The organism is Streptomyces rugosispiralis (genome assembly GCF_024505145.1).
Classification (GTDB): Bacteria; Actinomycetota; Actinomycetes; order Streptomycetales; family Streptomycetaceae; genus Streptomyces; species Streptomyces rugosispiralis.
Genome location: NZ_JANIAA010000018.1, coordinates 99,229 through 117,654, shown reverse-complemented (window position 1 = coordinate 117,654; position 18,426 = coordinate 99,229). Strand labels below are relative to the sequence as shown.

The following is an 18,426-nucleotide window of genomic DNA, read 5'->3' as shown; positions in this document are numbered from 1 at the left end:
TCCCCTGGGGAGGTCTTATTGACCGCCGAGTAACGACGTGTGAGCCTGCCGAGTACGCATCCGTTCACGGGGGAGCGAGGCGAAGGAGGCGTCGGTGGCGACGCGAGAGCTCTACGCGATGGATCCCGGAGACCCCCTCTGGCAGGTGCCCGCCGGCGGCGCCGCCCGGTTCAGCTGGGAGTACGACGACCACCGGGCCCGGCTGCTCGCCCTCTACCAGAAGGGCAAGGACAAGCAGTGGGACGCGGTCAAGCGGATCGACTGGGGCCTGGACGTGGACCCGTACGATCCGCTGGGCACCCCCGATGAGTCGCTCGCCCTCCACGGCACCCGCCACTGGGACCGGATGACCGACCGGGACAAGGGCGAGCTGCGCCATCACGTCGCCGCCTGGCAGTTCAGCCAGTTCCTCCACGGCGAACAGGGCGCGATGGTGTGCGCCGCCCGGATCGTGGAGGCCGCGCCCGACCTCGACGCCAAGTTCTACTCCGCGACCCAGACCATGGACGAGGCGCGCCACGCCGAGCTGTACGGCCGCTTCCTGCACGAGAAGCTCGGCACGGTCTACCCCATCAACACCGATCTGCGGACCCTCCTCGGCGACACCCTCCGCGACTCCCGCTGGGACATGGCCTACCTGGGCATGCAGGTGCTCATCGAGGGCCTGGCGCTCGCCGCGTTCGGCCTCATCCGCGACACCACCGACAAGCCGCTGCCCCAGCAGATCCTCGCCTACGTCATGCAGGACGAGGCCCGCCATGTGGCCTTCGGCCGGATGGCGCTGCGCGACTACTACCGGCAGTTGAGCGACGCGGAGCTGCGCGAACGCGAGGAATTCGTCATCGAGGGCTGCTACTTGATGCGCGACCGGCTGCGCGGCGTGGAGGCCCTGGAGAACTTCGGCATCCCGAAGGCCGAGGCCGAGGAGTACTGCGAGCAGTCGCAGTTCCTGCACATGTTCCGCAAGCTGCTCTTCAGCCGGATCGTGCCGTGTGTGAAGGACATCGGGCTGTGGGGCGAGCGGCTCCAGCGGGCGTATGTCGACATGGGCGTGCTGGAGTTGGGCGACAGCAACCTCGACCTGCTGATGAACCAGGATGAGGAACTGGCCGAGCGCCTGGACCAGCGGCGCTTCGCGGCGGAGGAGGCGGCGCGCACGGGCGAGGTGGACGAGGCGATCGCGGAGGGGGCGGCCGCCGAGGCGTGAGGGCACGGGGGAGGCCGCCTACTGAGATGACGCCCCCTCAACCTCGCCCCCACGCACCGATCTTGGTAGATTCATGATCACCGCCAGCGGAGAAGGCCGAGGTCATTGGGGTGACCTCGGTCCGATGGCGTTCATATGCGTTCATATGCGTTCATATGAAGGAACGGCCGAAGGGTGCTCCCCACGGCGGTGGGGGGCACGCCTTTGTCGCGGCGTTCCGGAGGATGATGGTGGGGTGCGGATTCGAACGAGCACCAGTGAAGAACTCCCCGTCCTCCAGGACATAGAGCGCGCCGCCGGACTCTGCTTCCGGGACATCGGAATGGACGAAGTCGCCGATGACGAGCCCCTGAGCCTGGAAGAGCTGAGCCGCTACCAGCGGGCCGGACGGGCCTGGGTCGCGGTGGACGACGCCGAGCGGGCGATGGCGTACCTGATCACCGACCCCGTCGACGGAAACATCCATATCGAGCAGATCTCGGTCCACCCCGACTGCGCCCGCCGGGGCGTGGGACGGGCCCTGATCGACCACATCGCGACGCGGGCCGCGGGCGACGGCGTCCCCGCGCTCACCCTGACCACCTTCGTCGACGTGGCCTGGAACGCCCCGTACTACGCCGCGCGATGCGGCTTCCGGACCCTGACCGAGAACGAGCTGACCCCCGGCCTCCGCGAGATCAGGCTCAGCGAGGCCGGTCATGGGCTGGACCGCTGGCCACGGGTGTGCATGCGCAGGGACGTGGGCCAGGGGCTGTCCGGCGGATGGTGACGCCTGCGGCGGGCTGCTCCCCTCCCCGCCCCTTCCCTCAACTGGGGCTCCGCCCCAGACCCCGGGGTCCAGGGGCGAAGCCCTTGCCACGCGGCGGAGCCGCATATCGATGCTGCGGGGAGGGGAAAGCATCGATACGGGGCTCCGCCGCGCGGTCCACCGGACACCCCGTAGCCGCGCCGCCGACCTGGCGCTGACCGAGGGCCCGACACGGGGAGAACCCCGGAGGACCACAGCGCCCGGCAGGGGGACGGCCCCGAGGTGGCTGAGGACCCCTAAGCGCACAGCTCCGCCACCGCCCGCCCGAACGCCCGTAACCGCGCGGTCTCGTCCGCCCGTCGCCACACCAGGCCGAGCATCGAGTCCGGCACCCCCTCGACCGGTACGAAGGTGATGTCCCGGCGGCGGTGGTACTCCGCCGTCGGGGCGCACAGCAGCATCCCGCCCCGGCCCGCCGCGACCGCCGCCAGCCCCTCCTGGAGTGTGTGCACCAGCGGCCCGCGCGGGATGGGCCGCCCGCCGGGGGTGGCGGCGGGCGCCATCGCGTCGTGCCAGTAGCGCGGCGCGGGGGCGGACGGTCCGATCAGCGGGCAGTCGGCCAGCGCCTCGGCGTCCACCCGGCCGCGGTCCGCGAACGGATGGCGGGCGGAGACCACCACGGTCTGCGGCTGCTTGGAGAAGACCGGGCCGAGGACCAGATCGGGCTCGGTCACCGGCAGGCAGACGATCGCGGCGTCCACCTCACCGGCCCGCACCGCGCCGAACGGATCGGCCAGCGGGATCTCGACGGTCGTCGGCTCACAGTCGGGGTGGCGCTCCCGGAAGCCCGCGATGGCCGCGGTCACCCGTTCATCGGCGGCCCCCTGGAACCCGATCCGCAGCACGCCGTCCACCCCGCGCGCGGCCCCGCGGGCGCTCTCGAAGGCCCCGTGGAGCGCCTCGTAGGCGGGTCTGAGCTCGGCCAGGAACCGCTCGCCGAGCGGGGTCAGCCGCGCCCGGCGGCTGGTGCGCTCCAGCAGCCGGGCGCCGATCCGGCGCTCCAGGGACCGCAGCAGCTGGCTCACCCGGCTCTGCGAGACATACAACCGCTCCGCCGTACGGCCGAAGTGGAGCTCCTCGCTCAGCACGAGGAAGCACTCCAGCTCGCGGATCTCCAACCCGGTCATGGCCTCCCACCGACACCGATCACCGTCACCGATTGATGGGCCCCCACCGATCGTCGAGCCCCCACCGATCGTCGAGCCTCCACCGATTGATGAGCCTCCACCGATCGTCGAGCCTCCACCGATCGTCGAGCCTCGCTCATGGAAGGCTGAAAACTTCGGCGTTGTTCCCGCCGGGGCACAGCTGTTCGCTAAAGGCATGTCCAATAGCACGGAACTCACCGCTCCGGCAGGCACATCCGGGTCACCTCCGGCGGTGCGCTCGCCGCTCGGAGCCCGGCTCGGGGGCTGGCTCGCCGTCGTCGCCGTCGCGGTCGGCACCTTCGGGGTGGTCACCACCGAGATGCTGCCGGTCGGCCTGCTCACCTCGATCGGCTCCGCGCTCGGGGTCTCGGACGGTACGGCGGGGCTGGCCATGACCGTGCCCGGCCTGGTCGCCGCGCTCGCCGCCCCGCTGCTCACCGTCACCGTAGGCCGCTACGACCGGCGGCTGGTGCTGTGCGGTCTGATGGTGCTGCTGGCCGTCGCCAATCTGCTCTCCGCGCTCGCGCCCGGCTTCGCCGTCCTGCTGTTCGCCCGCGTGCTGGTAGGGGTGAGCATCGGCGGGGTGTGGTCCATCGCGGGCGGGCTCGCGGTGCGGCTGGTGCCCGAGCGTTCCGCGGGCCATGCCACCACGTTGATCTTCAGCGGTATCGCGGTGGCCTCGGTGCTCGGGGTGCCGATCGGGACGGTCATCGGCGATCTGGTCCATTGGCGGGTCGCGTTCGCGGCCTTCGCCGCCCTGTCGCTGGCCGTGGCCGCCGCCATGGCCGTCACCCTGCCGCCGCTGCCCGCCACCGGGACCATCCGGCTGCGCGAGGTGCCGGGCCTGTTCCGCAACGTCCGGCTGCGGACCGGCCTCATCACCACCCTGCTGCTGGTCACCGGCCACTTCGGCGCGTACACCTACGTCCGCCCGGTGCTCGAGGAGGTCGCCGAGGCCGGTACGGGCCTGATCAGCACCCTGCTGCTGACGTACGGCGTGGCGGGCATCGCCGGGAACTTCCTGGCCGGCGCCACCGCCCACCGTGATCCGCGCCGCACCCTCATGGTCATCTTCACCCTGCTGGCGGCGGCCGAGCTGCTGGTCCCGCTCGCCGGCGCCACGACGGCGGGGGCGGCCGTACTGCTGCTGGTGTGGGGCCTGGCGTACGGCGGGGTGTCGGTGACCTGCCAGACCTGGGTGCTGCGCGCGGCACCGGACGCGCGGGAGGCGGCGTCGGCGCTGTACGTCGGCGTCTTCAACGTGGCGATATCGCTGGGCGCGCTGCTCGGCGGCCGGGCGGCGGACGGGGTGGCGGTCCCGAGTGTGATGTGGTTCGGGGGCGCGCTGGTGGTCCTCGCCTTGGCGAACGTGGCGCTGTTCGGGAAACGGAGGTGAGGGGGCGGGGAGGTGTGAGGGGAGTGAGGGGAGTGAGGGGAGTGAGGGGAGTGCGGAGGTCGTCGAGGGCCACGTCAGGTCATGAGGGCCACGTCAGGCCATGTGGACCTGGCGATCAGGTGAGACCCTGAAACCAGGGGACTCGTCGGCGGGAGTGGGTCCGATGGCAGTGAGCATGCACGTGGTCTGGAGCAAGTGCGAGCCGGGACGCGTCATCTACGAGACGCATTCCATCGAGACGGTCACCGACGGCTCGGGCGTCCACGCGACCGTCGACAGCCATACGTACGAGATCTCCCTCCGCAGCCAGGCCCAGGCGGAGTCCATCGCGGACGAGGAGGGCTTCGAGCTGTACCGGAAGGGCGAGGCGTGGGAGAGCCTCCCCGAGGAGGAGGGCTTCTCGGAGGGCTTCTCCGAGGAGAGCCTCTCTGAGGAGAGCCTCTCCGAGAAGGACGAATGAGTAAGGAGCAGCGCCCAGGGCGCTGCTCCTTACATTCCGCTCTTTACATCCTTTAAGTCCTTTACGTCACGCTCTGCCGGGCCCTCCCACTGAGGGCCCGGACTCACTCGTCGCCGTCGCCGTCGCCGTGCCCCAGCAGGAAGTCCACATCCCGCCGCTCGGTGCCCGCCGCGCCGCCAACCGTGATCTGGCGGGTCGCCGGGGCGTAACCGCTGGCCACCACCGTGTAGTGGTCGCCGGTCAGCGCCTCGAAGCCGAAGGACCCGTCCGTGCCGGTGATGGCCTGGCCGACCACGTCCCCGGAGGCGTCCAGCAGCGAGACCCGCGCATCCCCGAGCGGCCGGCCGCCCCGGTTCCGTACGGTGCCCCGGACCCGGGCCGCGGGCGGCAGCTCGGCGTCCACGCGCACCGGCTCACCGGCGGTGAGCTCCACCTGGGTGGCGTACGGCCGGTACCCGGCGGCGGCCACGGTCAGCGTGTAGCTTCCCGGGGCCAGCTCCGGCAGCGCGAACTCGCCCTTCTCGTCGGCGGTCACCGACCCCGCGACCTCGCCCTCGGGCCCGGTGGCGGTGGCGGTCGCACCGGTCAGCGGCTGCCCGCCGACGGCGCGTACGGACCCGGTCAGCCCGCCGCCCTCGCCGGACAGCCGCAGATCGCAGACGAGTGGCAGGTCCGACACCAGCAGCGTGGCGGCCTGCGGCTGATGCCCGGCGGCCGAGCCGATGAGGACGACGCTCGCGGTGTCGGGGGCGGGTAGGTGGTACCGGCCGTCGCGGCCGGTGACCGTACGGCCGAGCTGGCGGCCGCCCGTGTCGATGAGGGTGACGGCGGCGTCGGCGAGCGGGGTGTCGCCGGTGCCGAGGACACGGCCGTGGATGACGCTGCCGACGAGGTCGGGGAGGTCGTCGGCGACCTCGGCGACCGCGGCGCCGACGGCGACCGGAACGCCCGCGGGAACGGAGTCGGGGACCGGAACGGAATCAACCACAGGACCGGATTCGGCCACCGGGGCCGAAGTGGCCACCGGGCCCGAGCTGGCCGTCCGCTTGCCCCGCTGCCGCCCGGGCAGGCAGAGGGCGATCAGCAGACCGGCGATCGAGGCGGCGCACGCCACCATGAACGAGACCTTGAACCCGTCCTTGCTCGGCAGCGCCACCCCACCGAAGTCGATGGTCTGGTGCGCCAGGATCACGCCCACCACCGCGCTGGAGGTGGACATGCCGATCGACCGCATGAGGGTGTTGAGCCCGTTCGCCGCACCGGTCTCGGCGGCGGGGACGGCGCTGACGATCAGGGTGGGCATCGCCGAGTACGCGATGCCGATACCGACGCCGAGCGCGGTGGAGAGCACCACGATCTGCCAGATGTGGTCGATCATGACGAGCCCCGCACCGTACGTCGCGCCGATGACGAGCAGCCCGAGGACCAGCGAGACCTTCGGCCCGCTCGCGGCGTTGATCCGCGCGGACAGCGGGGAGACCAGCATCATCGCGACGCCCATGGGGGCGAAGTAGAGCCCGGCCATGACCATCGACTGGCCCAGGCCGTACCCGGTGGCCTCCGGCAGCTGCAGGAGCTGCGGAAGGATCAGCGACATCGCGTAGAACGAGAAGCCGACCATGATCGAGGTGAGGTTGGTCAGCAGCACCTGGCGCCGCGCCGTGGTCCGCAGATCGACCAGCGGCTCGGCGGTACGCAGCTCGAAGACGCCCCACAGCAGCAGGATCACGACGGCCGCGCCGAGCAGCCCGAGCGTGGTGCCGCTCGTCCACCCCCAGTCACCGCCCTTGGTGATGGGCAGCAGCAGACAGACGAGACCGGCCGTCAGCCCGAGCGCGCCGATGACGTCGAAGCGGCTGGGCGTGCGGACGGAGGACTCCGGGACGACGGCGAGCACCAGGGCGATGGATATCGCGCCCAGGCCCGCGGCCCCGTAGAAGAGCACATGCCAGTTGGTGTGCTGCGCCACGAACGCGGCGGCGGGCAGCCCCAGCGCGCCGCCGATGCCGAGTGACGAGCTCATCAGGGCCATCGCCGAGCCGAGCTTGTGCGGCGGAAGCTCGTCCCGCATGACGCTGATGCCGAGCGGAATGGCCCCCATGGCCCCGCCCTGGATGGCCCGGCCGACCACCATCATCACCAGGTCGGAGGTGACGGCGCAGGTCAGCGAGCCGATGACCATCAGCGCCAGCGCGACCATCAGCATCCGGCGCTTGCCGAACATGTCCCCGAGCCGCCCCATGACGGGCGTGGAGACGGCACCGGCGAGCAGGGTGGCGGTGACCACCCAGGACGCGTTGGAACTGGTGGTGTGCAGCAGCTGGGGCAGCTCGGTGACCAGTGGAACGACCAGCGTCTGCATGACGGACACGGCGATGCCGCAGAACGCGAGCACCGCCACGAAGCCGCCGCCGACCTCCCGCGGGAGCGGCGTGCCGGACGGCGCGGCGCTCAGAGGTTCCGCGACGCGAGGTGGGGCTGACTGGGGCATGCGAATGCCGCCTCCAAAGAAAGTTCAGTTGAGGAGATTGATGGAAGCATGAGAGATGTGCATCCTACACATGGTGTGTATCGTGCACACTTCCATTGAGGGGCGCGGGGGAGACGAGGAGGAATCGTGCTGGATCGTCGGCTGGAGCGGCTGGAACGCGAGCTGATGCTGGTGGCCAGGTGCTCAGTCCTGACCCCTCGGGAACGAAAGGGCCAGGGGCCGGACCCCGAGACCCCCCAGGCCCCCACGGCAAAACCGGACACCGGCGCGACTCCCCGCACCGAATCATGCATCCCCACCCGCCTGGACCGCTCCGGCTACCTGCTCCTCTCCCGCCTGGACGCGGAGGGCGCGATGACCATCGGCCGGCTGGCCGACGCGCTCCAGCTGGACGTCTCGACCGTCAACCGCCAGACCGGCGCCCTGCTCCGGGCCGGCCTCGTGGAACGCATCCCGGACCCGGAGGGCGGTCTGGCCCGCAAGCTCCGGGTCACCCCACAGGGCGCCGACCGCATGGCGGCGGAACGGACCTGCAGGCAGACCGATCTGTCCCGGCTCCTGGAGTCGTGGGCCCCGGAGGACGTGGCCCGCTTCGAGGACGTCCTGACCCGCTTCAACCGCGAGGTGGAACGCCAGGAGGGCCGGGCCTGGCCACGGGAGCCGGGCGAGGCGGCAAGCGCTCCGGAATGAGCGCGCCGCGAGGCGCGTTGCCACAAACAGGCAAGAACATGACGTCTGTCACACCCACCGAGGAGGCCAGGAAGAAATGCCCACCCCCGCTTCCCACCCCAAGACCACCGGCACCAGCGGCGGACACCGCGTGGACGTGGAACGCGGCGCGCAGCACGTCACGGTCACGATCGACGGCCGTGTCGTAGCGGAGTCGACCCGCCCCCTGCTGGTCCACGAGACCGGTCTCCCGGTCCGCTACTACCTCCCCCCGGAGGACGTGGACCTGACCCTCTTCGAGCCCACCGACACCCACACCACCTGCCCCTTCAAGGGCGAGGCCGCGTACTGGACCTACCGTGGCCCGGCAGGCGAGGGCGCGGAGCCGCGGCCGGACGTGGTGTGGGCGTACCCGCAGCCGATCGAGAAGGTGTCGGAGATCAAGGACCACCTGTCGTTCTACGACGAGGTGGCCAAGATCGACGTAGCCAAGTAAGAGAACCCCAGCAGGGCGGGTGGACCCTCGACATCACCCCATCAGGGGCCTTCCAGGAACCCCCCAGGGGGAACCTCTGACGCGTGCACATCCACGCGTACTCGTGGCTGGGCGAGAAGGAGCTGTTCGACCGGGAGGCCCTCCGCCGCCCACCCGACCGCCCCCACCCGCCCGTCACGGCGGAGGACGAGGAGCACTACCGCGCGCTCCTGGAAACGTTCCGCCGCTCGGAGCTCCCCCCACTGGAAACGTCCCTCTGGCTCCTGAAGACCCCCACCCTGATCCGCGCCACCTTCGAGGAACCGAAGGACGCGGCGGCGTGGCTGGGCCGCGAACTGACCGAACACGCCCCCGGCTTCCTCTCCCACCAGGAAGCCGACACCGCCCGCCTGGCCCGCCTGGTCACCACGGCCACCACTCGCCTGACCCACGGCACGGACGTCTCCTTCGGCTTCTACCTGGGCCGCACATCGTTCCTCTCCCTGGCCCTGGTGACGTGCACCCCCAACCACTGGACCCGGGCCCTCCGGTGCCCCCTCACCTGACCGGCGCCTTGGAGAGCGCGGCGGGTCTCAGCGCCGAGACGCGATGAGCCTCAAGGCTGGGCCGTCCACGAGGCATCGTCGATCCGGCTCCGCAGCTCGACTGCCCGCGCATCGTCGAACGCGGCCAACGTGCGCGACGCCTCCTCCCAGTGCCGCCGCGCCTCTTCCTCCACACCGTTCACCCCGGACCCGCGCAGCGCGCTCGCCAGACCGTCGAGCGCGAGCGCCAACTGCCAGGGGTCGTCGAAAGCCGCTCCAACCCACTGGTCCGGTTCACGAATCCGCGTATGTCTCCCGGAAGCTGCCGCGGCCGAGGAGTATCACCGTCAGTACCGTGTCGGCCCATCCCATGGAAGTGCACCCCGCCGCTCACATCGCGGGGCCTGCACCACATCCCCCGCGGACCCCGACAGCCGCGACTGCGTGCCATGTGGGCCCTGGGGCTGCGGGGATCGCGGAGATTCCTCCTGATGGCCTTCCCGCCCCATGTCCTCGTTGATCGTCTACTCCGCGGGTGTCGGAGGTGGCAGAGGCGCCACTTCGCGTTCGAAGTAGGACGCCATCTCTTCCCCGGCGTCAAAGAGCCCCTTGATGAAATCCTCCCAGGGGCTCAGTACATCCGGATCGACGAAGCGAAGCGCGCCGTCGCTCATCGCCCGGCTGTCGTAGATGACCTTGTACAAGGTCATCCCACCCAGCGAAACCAGCTCCGGAAGCGGCCCATTTTTCTCGAACCCTCGGATATGCTCAGGCCCGACCACCCTGATCCGCTCACCGCACTCCGCCCGCAGCCGCAACATATTCAGCTCCCACTGGAGATACGGGGTGAGAGGCTCCCGCACGACCCGCACCCGGTAGAGGCTGAAGTTGCGCTTGGCTGCCTCGCCCATAAATACCATGAGCTCATCGCGCCGTTTCTCGATCAGCTCCAGGGCGCCGCGCCAGTCACCCTGGGAGAACGCCTTCCAGCATCTGCCTCCCCCCGGCCCAGCTCGACCTCATCCTGGACGTCGGCATGGTCACGGATGCCGTCGAAGCGACCAAGCTCGCCCTTGTCGGTATCGACGTCCTCGGTGCCCTGGTTCCCTGGCGCACGGTCGTCCTCACGGCGGGGGCCTTCCCCCGCGACCGCGAGCACCTGGAGGTGCGACCGACGCGCATCGCGGAACGCCACGACCGGCAGGTCCACCAAACGGTCCGCGCCGCCCGCCCCGAACTCCCGGCCCCGCTGCTCTACGGCGACTACTCCGTGGAACACGCGCACAGCGCCAACATCTCCGCCCGCCCCTACGGCCCCCCTTACGGTCTGCTTCGCTACACCGCACCGCACGACTTCCTCATCGTTCGGGCGCCCCTCAGAGGCCCCGACCGTGCCGACCGCGTTCGTGCCATGGCCCGGCGCATAGTGACGTACGACGCCTTCCGCGGCATCGAGGACGCCACCTCCAGCGACGGTGAACGCTGGCTGCACACCTGCGCCTACGGCGACGGCTCGGTCGGCTCGGGCAACGCCGAGAAGTGGATCCAGGTGGGCCATCTGCAGCACATGAACTACGTCGCACGGCAGTCGCCCCATACGAAGTAACCCCGCCGGAGGGTCAATATCCGGCGGGGCCGTGGTGCGGGTGCCTGAGCCGTGGGGTGCCGCTCAGCCGAAGTTCACGTCACTGCACAGGAAGTACGTCTGGTCCATGTGCGAGGCCTGCCAGATGGTGTAGACGACGTGGCGGCCGGTGTAGCCGGAGGTGCTGACGTCGATCGAGTAGTTCTGGCTGGGGGCGTACTTGCCGGTCGTGGTGACCAGTTGCAGGTCACTCCACTTGAGCGGCTGGGTGGTGGGGTCGTACCCCTGGCGGGACACGTACACCTTGAAGTAGTCCGCGCCGTGGCTGGCCTGGTCGTACAGCTTGACGGTGAACTTGCCGCCGATCTTCGTCGTCTGCCAGGCGCCCGGCTTGTCCAGCGAGTTGTAGCGGCCGCCCTCGGTGTGGCCACCACTGCACAGCTGCCCGTCCGGGATCGCCGCCGGGAAGTTGCCGGCCGAGCCGTTGCGGTACAGCCCGTTCCAGTTCCACATGGCGTTCGGGTTGTCCTGCCACGCCTGCCAGCACATGGGGTCCAACCGCGCCATCTCCGGGTTCTGGAAGTCGCCTCCCCAGCGCAGCCAGCAGCCGTAGTTGCGGGACGCGGGGTCGACGACGGATCCATGGGCGCTCGCGGTGGTGGACCACGGGATCAGGCACAGCAGCGCCGCGGCCAGCAGGCCGAGGGCGCGAGATGCCCAACGTAAGGAACTGCCGCGTTCATGACAAATCATTTCGCGATCTTCCTCCATCGTCCTAGGGGGAGTGGGAGAGCGAGTGGGAGCGCTCCCAACCTGGCGGTTCCCCAAGAGGAAGTCCCCGAAACGTAGGGCTGCGGGCCACGTACCGAAAGGAACTTTTGGCACCCACCCCGACCAGGGGTAGTCGGCAGAGCATGGGCAAGATTCTGGTCGGCACGTGTTCATGGACGGACCGCGCTCTGGTGTCCAGCGGCTGGTACCCACCGGGGCTGCGCGACGCGGAGGGAAGACTGCGGCACTACGCCGCCCAATTCCCGGTGGTGGAGGTCGACGCCACGTACTACTCCCTGCCCAGCGCCCGCAACAGCACCCTGTGGACCGAGCGCACCCCGGACGGCTTCCGCTTCGACGTCAAGGCGTTCTCCCTCCTCACTGGCCACCCGACAAGCCCGAAGGCTCTACCTGGGGATCTGCGCGGCACACTGACCGGACGAAGGGCCGGACACCCGAGGCCCGCGGACATCGATCCGGAGCTGCTCGACGAGGTATGGCAGCGCTTCAGCGGAGCGTTGGAACCCCTGAAGAGGTCAGGACGGCTCGGCACCCTGCTCTTCCAGTTCCCGCCCTGGTTCACCCCCGGCGAGGCACAGTCAAAGGCGTTCCTCGCCCAATGCGCGCAGCGCACGGAGGGCTGGCCCGTCGCCGTGGAGTTCCGGCACCCCGCCTGGTGGCAGGAGGGCGAGCGGGCCAACACCGAGGCGGCGCTGAGGGACTGGGGCATGTCCGCCGTGGCGGTGGACATGACCCAGAAACTGCCCACCTCCATACCCCCGGTCACCCCAGTCGCCTCACCCCGCCTGGCCGTGGCCCGCTTCCACGGCCGCAACGACGCCTGGGGCACCGGCACCAAGGAGGAGCGCTTTCGCCACACCTACGCCACGGAGGAACTGAGGGAGTGGATCCCCCGCCTCCACGAAATGGCCGAACAGGCCGACGAGGTCCACGCCCTGTTCAACAACTGCTGCGCCGACGCGGCAGTCCGCGCGGCGGAGTCGATGCGGCATTTGCTCGGGACACCCGCGGGCTAGGGGTTGTCACATGGCCGCCGTCAGCGGCCAGCCTGACATCCCGTATCAGACAAGACAACGGCATACATCCCCGCCTGCGTGGCGTCCCAAAAGTACGCCACAATAAGTTACTTCACCGACTGAATCGGGGAGGGGCAGCGGAGTGACGTTCGCGCAAGAGTGGACCCAGCTCAAGCAGAATGCCGCGGGGCGGATGAGGCTGGACAGTGCCGAGACGGAGTCAACGGGCGGAGCGGGGGACCTGAAATCCAGCCAGGCGGCGTGGCGCAGGGCGGGTGAGGGCGTCGGGTCATTACGTGAGGGCATTCGCAAGGCGCTGACGAAGCTCGATGAGGGGCAGAAAGGGTTGGGCAAGGACGCGGGGTGCCAGACTGCTGCCGCCCAGCAGGCGGTCCTTGACTCCTGGAAGCGCTATGCCAAGGACGTGAGCAAGCGGTGCGGTGAGCTCAGGAAGGCGATGGAGCAGACGGGGCACGACCACGCGAACATCGACCAAGCGGTCAAGGACGAGGTCGACAAGCTGAAGACCAAGTACGAGGACACGCCCGCGGTCGGCGGCCGGACCGGGCACGGGTGAGACGGGCATGGACTTCAAGACGCTCAAGGCGCTCAAGCCATCGGAGTTCGAAGACGCTGCCGACGGGTATCGCGCGATGGGGAACATGGCATCAGCGGCCAAAGACCATATCGACAACCAGATCGCGGTCGAGATGCGGAATTCCCTGAAAGGGGAAGCTCTGGCGGCGGCGCAGGGACAGTTACGGCAGCTGTCGCAGAACTTCCACTACACACAGGTGGAATGCGGGCTGATCAGGACGGCACTGAACGGTTTCGCCTTCGATGTGGACACGGCGAAGAAAAAGCTGGATGCGGCATTGGAGGATGCCGGGTCTCACAAGTTCACGGTGAACTCCGATGGGTCGGTCAGCTATCCGGTGGCCGGCAAGGAGAGCGAGGGCAAGAAGCCCGAGGGCGGCAAGGCCGACGGTGTCACGGACCCGACGGCGTCAGCGGTCGACCGGCAGGCGGCAAACTTTGACCCCAATCCGAACTTCAGGATCGCCCAGGCCATCGCCAACCGCATCGCGCATGCGCTGGAGGAAGCCACGGAGGCGGACGAGAAGTGGGCGCCGAAACTGCGAGCGCTGAAGGCCGACGACGATCTGGTCGTTTCGGGCCGTGATTGGGTCGATGTGAAGTCCGACACCGGCGGGGTGAACAAGGCCGCCAAGGATTACTTGGACTTGATCAAGGACCCGCCGAAGCACGGCACTCCCAAGGAGAACGCCTCGTGGTGGAAGGGCCTCAGCGAGGAGCAGCGGGCCGAGTACATCACCATGCACCCCGACTCGGTCGGCCGGATGGACGGACTCCCAGCCGCCGTACGCAGTGAGGCGAACCAGCTCGTGCTCGCCGAAACCCGCGGCGCCGCACAGGGACAGCTCGATGATTGGCTGAAGAAGGAGCCGAAGCACTACGAGCCGTACCTCAACCCGATGACGGGCACCACTATGAAGAACGTGCAGGTGCCGACGGAGGAGTGGAAGAGGTGGGACGCGAAACGCAAGGAGATCCAGGGCCGTATCGACGGCATGGACACCATCCAGAGTCGCTTCGATTCCTACACCGGTGAGGGCAACCGCCCCTATCTCCTAGGCATCGACAACAAGAATCGTGGGCACGCCATCGTTTCCATAGGCAACCCCGACACGGCGGACAACGTGGCCACATACGTGCCGGGAACCTTCGCCAAGCTGAGTTCTGTCGACGGTGATATCCGCAGGGCGGAGCTCCTCCAGAGGCAGGCAGAACGCGCGGATCGGCATCACTCGACGGCGTCGATCCTCTGGCTGGGTTACGACGCGCCCCAGAGCATCATGGGAGAGGCATCGGACACCAAGTACGCCGACCACGCCCGTCAGCCCCTGAATGACTTCCTGACCGGTATCGATACGGCCCACGGCGGACATGTGAACTCGACGCTCGTGGGTCACAGTTATGGCAGCCTGGTGGCCGGAGAGACCATGCGAGACCACCCCGACGTGCCAGTGGACAACGCGATCGCCGTTGGCAGCCCGGGCATGGGGGTCAAGCATGCCGATGACCTGAACATTCCCAGGGACCACATGTGGGCTGCCACCGCGAAAAACGACTTGATCAACCTTGCACCTCCCAAAGCGGGATTCCTGGCGCCTTTGAATCCGATGGAATACGTGCGACTTTTCGACGATCACACGATCGTTCATGGGACTGACCCTACGACCGACAACTTCGGCGGCCAGACGTTCAAGGTCGCCGACGGAAAGCCTCCTGGCTCGGACGGACTCATGCCCGCTCACTCCCAGTATTGGGAGGGGGAATCCCTCGACCACATGGCCGAGATCGTTACCGGAGGACGACCGTGAAGCTACGCACCATGATGGTGGCGGTCACCCTGCTGGCCACAGCGCTCGCGACGGCAGCGTGTGGATCGGAGCAGGACGGGCAGGGTAAGCACGGCAAAGCGACATCGAAGCAGGTCACCATGGACGAAGAGCAGGCCACCAAGCGCGCGGAAGAGATCATTCAGCAGGCCGTCGCCGACATGTCGCCCAAGCCGACCCTCAAGCGAAGCGGCCCCGTGCCCGTGGGTCCCTGCGTCGCCGACGATGGTCGCGGTTCTGATGGTCGGCTACAGCTCAGCCTCAGCTACGACCTTACGGGCGTCCCGGGCTCTGCGGCCAAAAAGCTCGTGCGCCAGGCCCGGGACGCCTGGGTGAAGCAGGGCTATAAGTTCCAGGACTCCGATGAGGACTGGTCCAAGCCCTTTCCAACGGTCAACATGCGTACCGAACCCGATGACTTCTGGATGGACGCCGTCACCGGGGTCGTGGACCGGGCCAAGGGGGAGGGCCTCGCTTCCATCGGGGTGACATCGCCCTGCTTCGCCCCTGCTGGTGACTCGGCGTCCAAGGCTGACAACACGGCTCTGCACTCGGCTCCGGCCGCTGACGACCCTGGTGTGCGCCGTGCCCTCGACCACTCCAGCCGGATCTACGACGCGCTGCGGGTCAGGCACACCCCACGGGGCGAGGGCGACGGCGTGCGTACCGTTCAGGATGCCGACGGCACCTGGCTCCACCACGACTGGTCTACCGACCCGCTCACCGCCGAGGAAGCGGCCGACGCGATCGGACGGGCGCAGGCGTACCTCGAGAGCGCCAACTGGACCGTACGCCGCGTCGCCACGGACGCCTCTGTCCCTGCCCTGTTCGCCCTCCACGAAGCGGACAAAACGGTGGCGCAGCTCGTTCCCTCAGCCGAGGGGATGCTGCGCGTTGCGGTGACCACACCCGCCGCCCAAACCACCGTCACGGACATCTGACGGCGCCAAACCGCTCCGGGCTCCGGCCATCCACGCGCCTTGGGAATCAATGGCAACGACCCGCCGACTCGCGGCCTGGATGGTCCGGTGACCCGCCGGCGGGGCTGTGACGTGCGCACTGAGTCTTCAAATCCGGTTGCGTCAATGCAAAGACCCCGCACTCAGCGTCTGGGCTGATGACGGGGTCTGCTGGCACCTCATGCAAGGTGCCCCCGGCGGGGGACGCGGCAAATGGGGATAAACCGAGCCATTGGTGGGCGGTGAGCTGGTGATCCAGACGACCGTCCCGGTGCCGGTGACTCGAGCGCGCACGTAACCGACCTGCGCTCCGACCGCAGCGCACGGAGCCGCCTACGGTGGCTCGGCCGTGGCAGAGCCACCGGGCGGTGAGAAGAACCACACCGCTTCCGCCCCCGTGCGTGTTGGGTACGCCCGGCAGCGCGCGACGAACGCGCCGTCAGATCTTGGTGACGGTGACGTGTCCGCCGCACAGTGCCGTGATGTCCTCGGGGTCGGAGGTGAGCACTGTGGTGGGCCCGGGGGCGGCGAGTGCGGTGGCGCTGAGCATGGCGTCGATGGCGTACTTGTGGCCGTGCAGGCCGGTGTCAGCCAGGAGGGCGGCAGCATGGCGGGCGATGGCGTCGGTGACCGGCTCGACGACGACACGGGAGAGGGTCCACTCCAGGGCTGGCCGGTTGATCCGGGGGCGGACGACTTCCGCGAGGGTGGCGGCGCTGGTGATCACCCGGAGGTCGTCGGCGCGGGCCAGGGCGAACCAGCCGGTGACCGTGCGGTCCCGCAGTGCGGCCTTGGTGAGTTCCCTCGCTGTCGAGGACCAGGGTGCCGCCGGGTACGGCGGCGGGTGATCGCGTCATGCCGTGTTCGCTCCGTCGGGCGCCTGCTGCCCACGGGCCTGCTGGAGTTGGTTCCGGAGCGCTTGGACCTCCTCGTCGGTGATCGGTCCGTGTTCGGCCTCGGCGACCGTGATGAGCTCGTTGAGGTTGTCGCGTTCGATCTGGCAGGCCACGGCCGCGGCGACGTACGCGGACAGGCCGGACGGCCCGCTGCGAGCGCGAGCGGCTTCGGCGATGTCGGGTGGCATCGTGATCGAGTACTTCTGGGTGGGCTCGGACATGCTCCTTATGCTGCTACGCATACTCCACGCGATCCCGCGAGTTGTCAGGGTGCGAGGTCGGTCAGGAGATCGTCGAGGACGGTTTCCTCCTCGACGCGTACGCCGAGTTCGCTGAGGGCGGCCCGCAGGTCCGGGTCCCAGGGAGCGGTGGCAGGTGTGCCCGTCAGGGATGGCGCCATGGGGCTTCTGTCGGCGGCGACGCGGTAGTCGGCGGTGGTGTAGCGCCAGGGGTGCCAGGGGACGCGCCGGAGCAAGGCGGCGGCGATGCGTATGCCGCCCCAGTCGAAGTCGCCGTGGTAGAGCAGCTTCGCCCGGTGGGAGTGCAGGTGGCGCAGGAGGGTGAGGGCGGCGGCCGAGGGCTGGCCCTGGAGGCAGATCAGGGGTGGGCAGGCAGGGCCGTAGGTGTCGGCCGCGGTGGCGAGCACGGTCGGGTTCTCGCAGACGTGCACCACAGGGGGCGATGCGCGGGGAGGGGTGCGGGTGAGCTGGCGCAGGGTGAGTATGGCGGGTTCCCCGGTGTCGGTGGCCCAGTCGAGCGCGGGTGTGCCGCGCAGGCCCAGGGTCAGGACGGTAGAGGACAGGGCGTCCTTGAGGAGTCCCGCGGAGGCCCATGCTTCGCGGCGCCACTCGGCTCCGGTGCCGTCGGGGAAGCCGGTCAGGGCGCGGATGCCGGAGTGGACGAGGGTAGCCAGCGGGGTGCCGTCGTCGAGGGCGTGGGCATCGCCGAGGGTGCGGGCGGCGAAGGCCGGGAGGGAGACGGCCGGATCCGTGGGCAGGCTCCGCAGCGCCGTCGCGGTGGAGGTGAGCAGGGTCCGGGCGGTCTCCGGGCCGCGTGCGAGGCGGCGGACGAGGCCGCTCACGCGTATGTGCTCGCCCCAGTCGGTCAGTTCGGGCCGCTCGGAGCACAGGCCGGTGAGCGGGGTGTACGCGTCGTGCCAGGCGTCCGCCTCCCGCCGGCGTACGTCGCTGAGGAGGGTGACGGGTCCGGTGAGGGCGATGACGGCGGTGGCGAGGCCGTCGGGGCTGACACCGGAGCGGCGCAGGACGGTGTCGACGGCGTCGAGCCGGACGCTCAGCGAGCGCCCGCCGCCGGGGGCTCGGCCCAGCAGGCGCTCGGCGGCGGCTCGCTCACCGTCGGAGGGCGCGGTCAGGATGACCGGGCCGGTAAGCGGCTCGGCGCGTTCCATGCGGCGGCGTATCCGGTCCAGCAGCCAGGCACAGCCCGGATCGCCGAGGAGACGGGTGAGGCGGCCGTGGTCGACGCGCCCGATGGGGGCGTCGGGTGCGCTCATGTGAGGGTCTTCCCCCTTTCTCGCCACGGGCGGTCCTCCCACG

At 69.5% G+C, this 18,426-nt stretch carries 18 protein-coding genes and 2 pseudogenes; 12 read left to right on the top strand and 8 right to left on the bottom strand.

Annotated features, from left to right (window positions below):
* Positions 1–94 precede the first annotated feature (94 nt).
* Both NP777_RS25260 and NP777_RS25255 read left to right on the top strand, forming a co-directional pair.
* On the top strand, positions 95–1,207 hold the full coding sequence (locus NP777_RS25260) for a ferritin-like domain-containing protein (protein WP_256652478.1): 1,113 nt from the start codon (positions 95–97) through the stop codon (positions 1,205–1,207).
* Positions 1,208–1,442: 235 nt separating this feature from the next.
* The gene (locus tag NP777_RS25255) at positions 1,443–1,976 is read left to right on the top strand and encodes a GNAT family N-acetyltransferase (protein ID WP_256652477.1); all 534 of its coding nucleotides are present in this window, start codon (positions 1,443–1,445) and stop codon (positions 1,974–1,976) included.
* A 275-nt stretch (positions 1,977–2,251) separates the two neighbouring features.
* Here the strand turns inward: NP777_RS25255 and NP777_RS25250 are convergent, their stop codons facing one another.
* The gene (locus tag NP777_RS25250; RefSeq protein WP_256652476.1) at positions 2,252–3,142 is read right to left on the bottom strand and encodes a LysR family transcriptional regulator; all 891 of its coding nucleotides are present in this window, start codon (positions 3,140–3,142) and stop codon (positions 2,252–2,254) included.
* Positions 3,143–3,338: 196 nt separating this feature from the next.
* Between NP777_RS25250 and NP777_RS25245 the strand changes: the two genes are divergently transcribed.
* Complete coding sequence (locus tag NP777_RS25245; RefSeq protein ID WP_256652475.1) at positions 3,339–4,559, top strand: MFS transporter; 1,221 nt, start codon at positions 3,339–3,341, stop codon at positions 4,557–4,559.
* Between the two features lie 163 nt (positions 4,560–4,722).
* Positions 4,723–5,019, top strand: a complete 297-nt coding sequence (locus NP777_RS25240; protein ID WP_256652474.1) for a hypothetical protein — start codon at positions 4,723–4,725, stop codon at positions 5,017–5,019.
* Between the two features lie 103 nt (positions 5,020–5,122).
* On the opposite strand, the gene NP777_RS25235 is transcribed toward NP777_RS25240, so the two are convergent.
* Positions 5,123–7,510: an MFS transporter gene (locus NP777_RS25235; RefSeq protein ID WP_256652473.1), complete on the bottom strand. Its 2,388-nt coding sequence runs from the start codon at positions 7,508–7,510 to the stop codon at positions 5,123–5,125.
* A 129-nt stretch (positions 7,511–7,639) separates the two neighbouring features.
* Here NP777_RS25235 and NP777_RS25230 point away from each other — a divergent pair, with 129 nt between their 5' ends.
* The 3 genes from NP777_RS25230 (at position 7,640) to NP777_RS25220 (ending at position 9,220) form a co-directional block, all read left to right on the top strand.
* Positions 7,640–8,200, top strand: coding sequence for a MarR family winged helix-turn-helix transcriptional regulator (locus NP777_RS25230; protein WP_391858572.1), 561 nt, complete (start codon positions 7,640–7,642; stop codon positions 8,198–8,200).
* Positions 8,201–8,276: 76 nt separating this feature from the next.
* On the top strand, positions 8,277–8,675 hold the full coding sequence (locus NP777_RS25225) for a DUF427 domain-containing protein (RefSeq protein WP_256652471.1): 399 nt from the start codon (positions 8,277–8,279) through the stop codon (positions 8,673–8,675).
* Between the two features lie 83 nt (positions 8,676–8,758).
* A complete protein-coding gene (locus NP777_RS25220) occupies positions 8,759–9,220 on the top strand; it encodes a hypothetical protein (protein ID WP_256652470.1) in 462 nt (153 codons plus the stop codon).
* Positions 9,221–9,270: 50 nt separating this feature from the next.
* Here NP777_RS25220 and NP777_RS25215 read toward each other — a convergent pair whose 3' ends face one another.
* On the bottom strand, positions 9,271–9,450 hold the full coding sequence (locus tag NP777_RS25215) for a hypothetical protein (protein WP_256652469.1): 180 nt from the start codon (positions 9,448–9,450) through the stop codon (positions 9,271–9,273).
* A gap of 273 nt (positions 9,451–9,723) precedes the next feature.
* Positions 9,724–10,176, bottom strand: a pseudogene (locus NP777_RS25210) (DUF6879 family protein); the annotation flags it as partial.
* Positions 10,177–10,190: 14 nt separating this feature from the next.
* Between NP777_RS25210 and NP777_RS25205 the strand changes: the two are divergent.
* Entirely contained in the window at positions 10,191–10,805 is a 615-nt protein-coding gene (locus NP777_RS25205) for a beta family protein (protein ID WP_256652530.1), read from the top strand.
* Positions 10,806–10,868: 63 nt separating this feature from the next.
* On the opposite strand, the gene NP777_RS25200 is transcribed toward NP777_RS25205, so the two are convergent.
* Positions 10,869–11,537, bottom strand: a complete 669-nt coding sequence (locus NP777_RS25200; RefSeq protein ID WP_256652467.1) for a lytic polysaccharide monooxygenase auxiliary activity family 9 protein — start codon at positions 11,535–11,537, stop codon at positions 10,869–10,871.
* Between the two features lie 161 nt (positions 11,538–11,698).
* Between NP777_RS25200 and NP777_RS25195 the strand changes: the two genes are divergently transcribed.
* The 4 genes from NP777_RS25195 to NP777_RS25180 all read left to right on the top strand — a co-directional run bounded on the left by NP777_RS25195 (position 11,699) and on the right by NP777_RS25180 (position 15,956).
* Positions 11,699–12,592, top strand: coding sequence for a DUF72 domain-containing protein (locus NP777_RS25195; RefSeq protein WP_256652466.1), 894 nt, complete (start codon positions 11,699–11,701; stop codon positions 12,590–12,592).
* A 142-nt stretch (positions 12,593–12,734) separates the two neighbouring features.
* Complete coding sequence (locus NP777_RS25190; RefSeq protein ID WP_256652465.1) at positions 12,735–13,169, top strand: hypothetical protein; 435 nt, start codon at positions 12,735–12,737, stop codon at positions 13,167–13,169.
* A 7-nt stretch (positions 13,170–13,176) separates the two neighbouring features.
* Positions 13,177–14,997 (top strand): alpha/beta hydrolase, encoded by a 1,821-nt coding sequence (locus NP777_RS25185; protein ID WP_256652464.1) that lies wholly within the window; start codon positions 13,177–13,179, stop codon positions 14,995–14,997.
* Positions 14,994–15,956 carry a hypothetical protein gene (locus NP777_RS25180; protein ID WP_256652463.1) on the top strand — a complete coding sequence of 321 codons (963 nt, stop codon included), beginning with the start codon at positions 14,994–14,996 and terminating at the stop codon, positions 15,954–15,956. Before NP777_RS25185 ends, NP777_RS25180 begins: the two co-directional genes overlap by 4 nt.
* Before the next feature lie 457 nt (positions 15,957–16,413).
* On the opposite strand, the pseudogene NP777_RS25175 reads toward NP777_RS25180, so the two are convergent.
* The 3 genes and pseudogenes from NP777_RS25175 to NP777_RS25165 form a co-directional block, all read right to left on the bottom strand.
* Positions 16,414–16,831: pseudogene (locus NP777_RS25175) on the bottom strand (PIN domain-containing protein).
* Positions 16,828–17,091: a CopG family transcriptional regulator gene (locus NP777_RS25170; RefSeq protein WP_256652462.1), complete on the bottom strand. Its 264-nt coding sequence runs from the start codon at positions 17,089–17,091 to the stop codon at positions 16,828–16,830. Before NP777_RS25170 ends, NP777_RS25175 begins: the two are co-directional and overlap by 4 nt.
* Positions 17,092–17,135: 44 nt before the next feature.
* Positions 17,136–18,383 (bottom strand): TIGR02679 family protein, encoded by a 1,248-nt coding sequence (locus NP777_RS25165; RefSeq protein ID WP_256652461.1) that lies wholly within the window; start codon positions 18,381–18,383, stop codon positions 17,136–17,138.
* Between the last annotated feature and the right edge of the window lie 43 nt (positions 18,384–18,426).

Bases quoted from the DNA above. Each gene is read 5' to 3' on its own strand.
- NP777_RS25240 (WP_256652474.1), top strand. From the start codon at position 4,723: ATGGCAGTGAGCATGCACGTGGTCTGGAGCAAGTGCGAGCCGGGACGC.
- NP777_RS25170 (WP_256652462.1), bottom strand. From the start codon at position 17,091: ATGTCCGAGCCCACCCAGAAGTACTCGATCACGATGCCACCCGACATC.
- NP777_RS25235 (WP_256652473.1), bottom strand. From the start codon at position 7,510: ATGCCCCAGTCAGCCCCACCTCGCGTCGCGGAACCTCTGAGCGCCGCG.
- NP777_RS25185 (WP_256652464.1), top strand. From the start codon at position 13,177: ATGGACTTCAAGACGCTCAAGGCGCTCAAGCCATCGGAGTTCGAAGAC.
- NP777_RS25195 (WP_256652466.1), top strand. From the start codon at position 11,699: ATGGGCAAGATTCTGGTCGGCACGTGTTCATGGACGGACCGCGCTCTG.
- NP777_RS25225 (WP_256652471.1), top strand. From the start codon at position 8,277: ATGCCCACCCCCGCTTCCCACCCCAAGACCACCGGCACCAGCGGCGGA.
- NP777_RS25165 (WP_256652461.1), bottom strand. From the start codon at position 18,383: ATGAGCGCACCCGACGCCCCCATCGGGCGCGTCGACCACGGCCGCCTC.
- NP777_RS25245 (WP_256652475.1), top strand. From the start codon at position 3,339: ATGTCCAATAGCACGGAACTCACCGCTCCGGCAGGCACATCCGGGTCA.
- NP777_RS25200 (WP_256652467.1), bottom strand. From the start codon at position 11,537: ATGATTTGTCATGAACGCGGCAGTTCCTTACGTTGGGCATCTCGCGCC.
- NP777_RS25250 (WP_256652476.1), bottom strand. From the start codon at position 3,142: ATGACCGGGTTGGAGATCCGCGAGCTGGAGTGCTTCCTCGTGCTGAGC.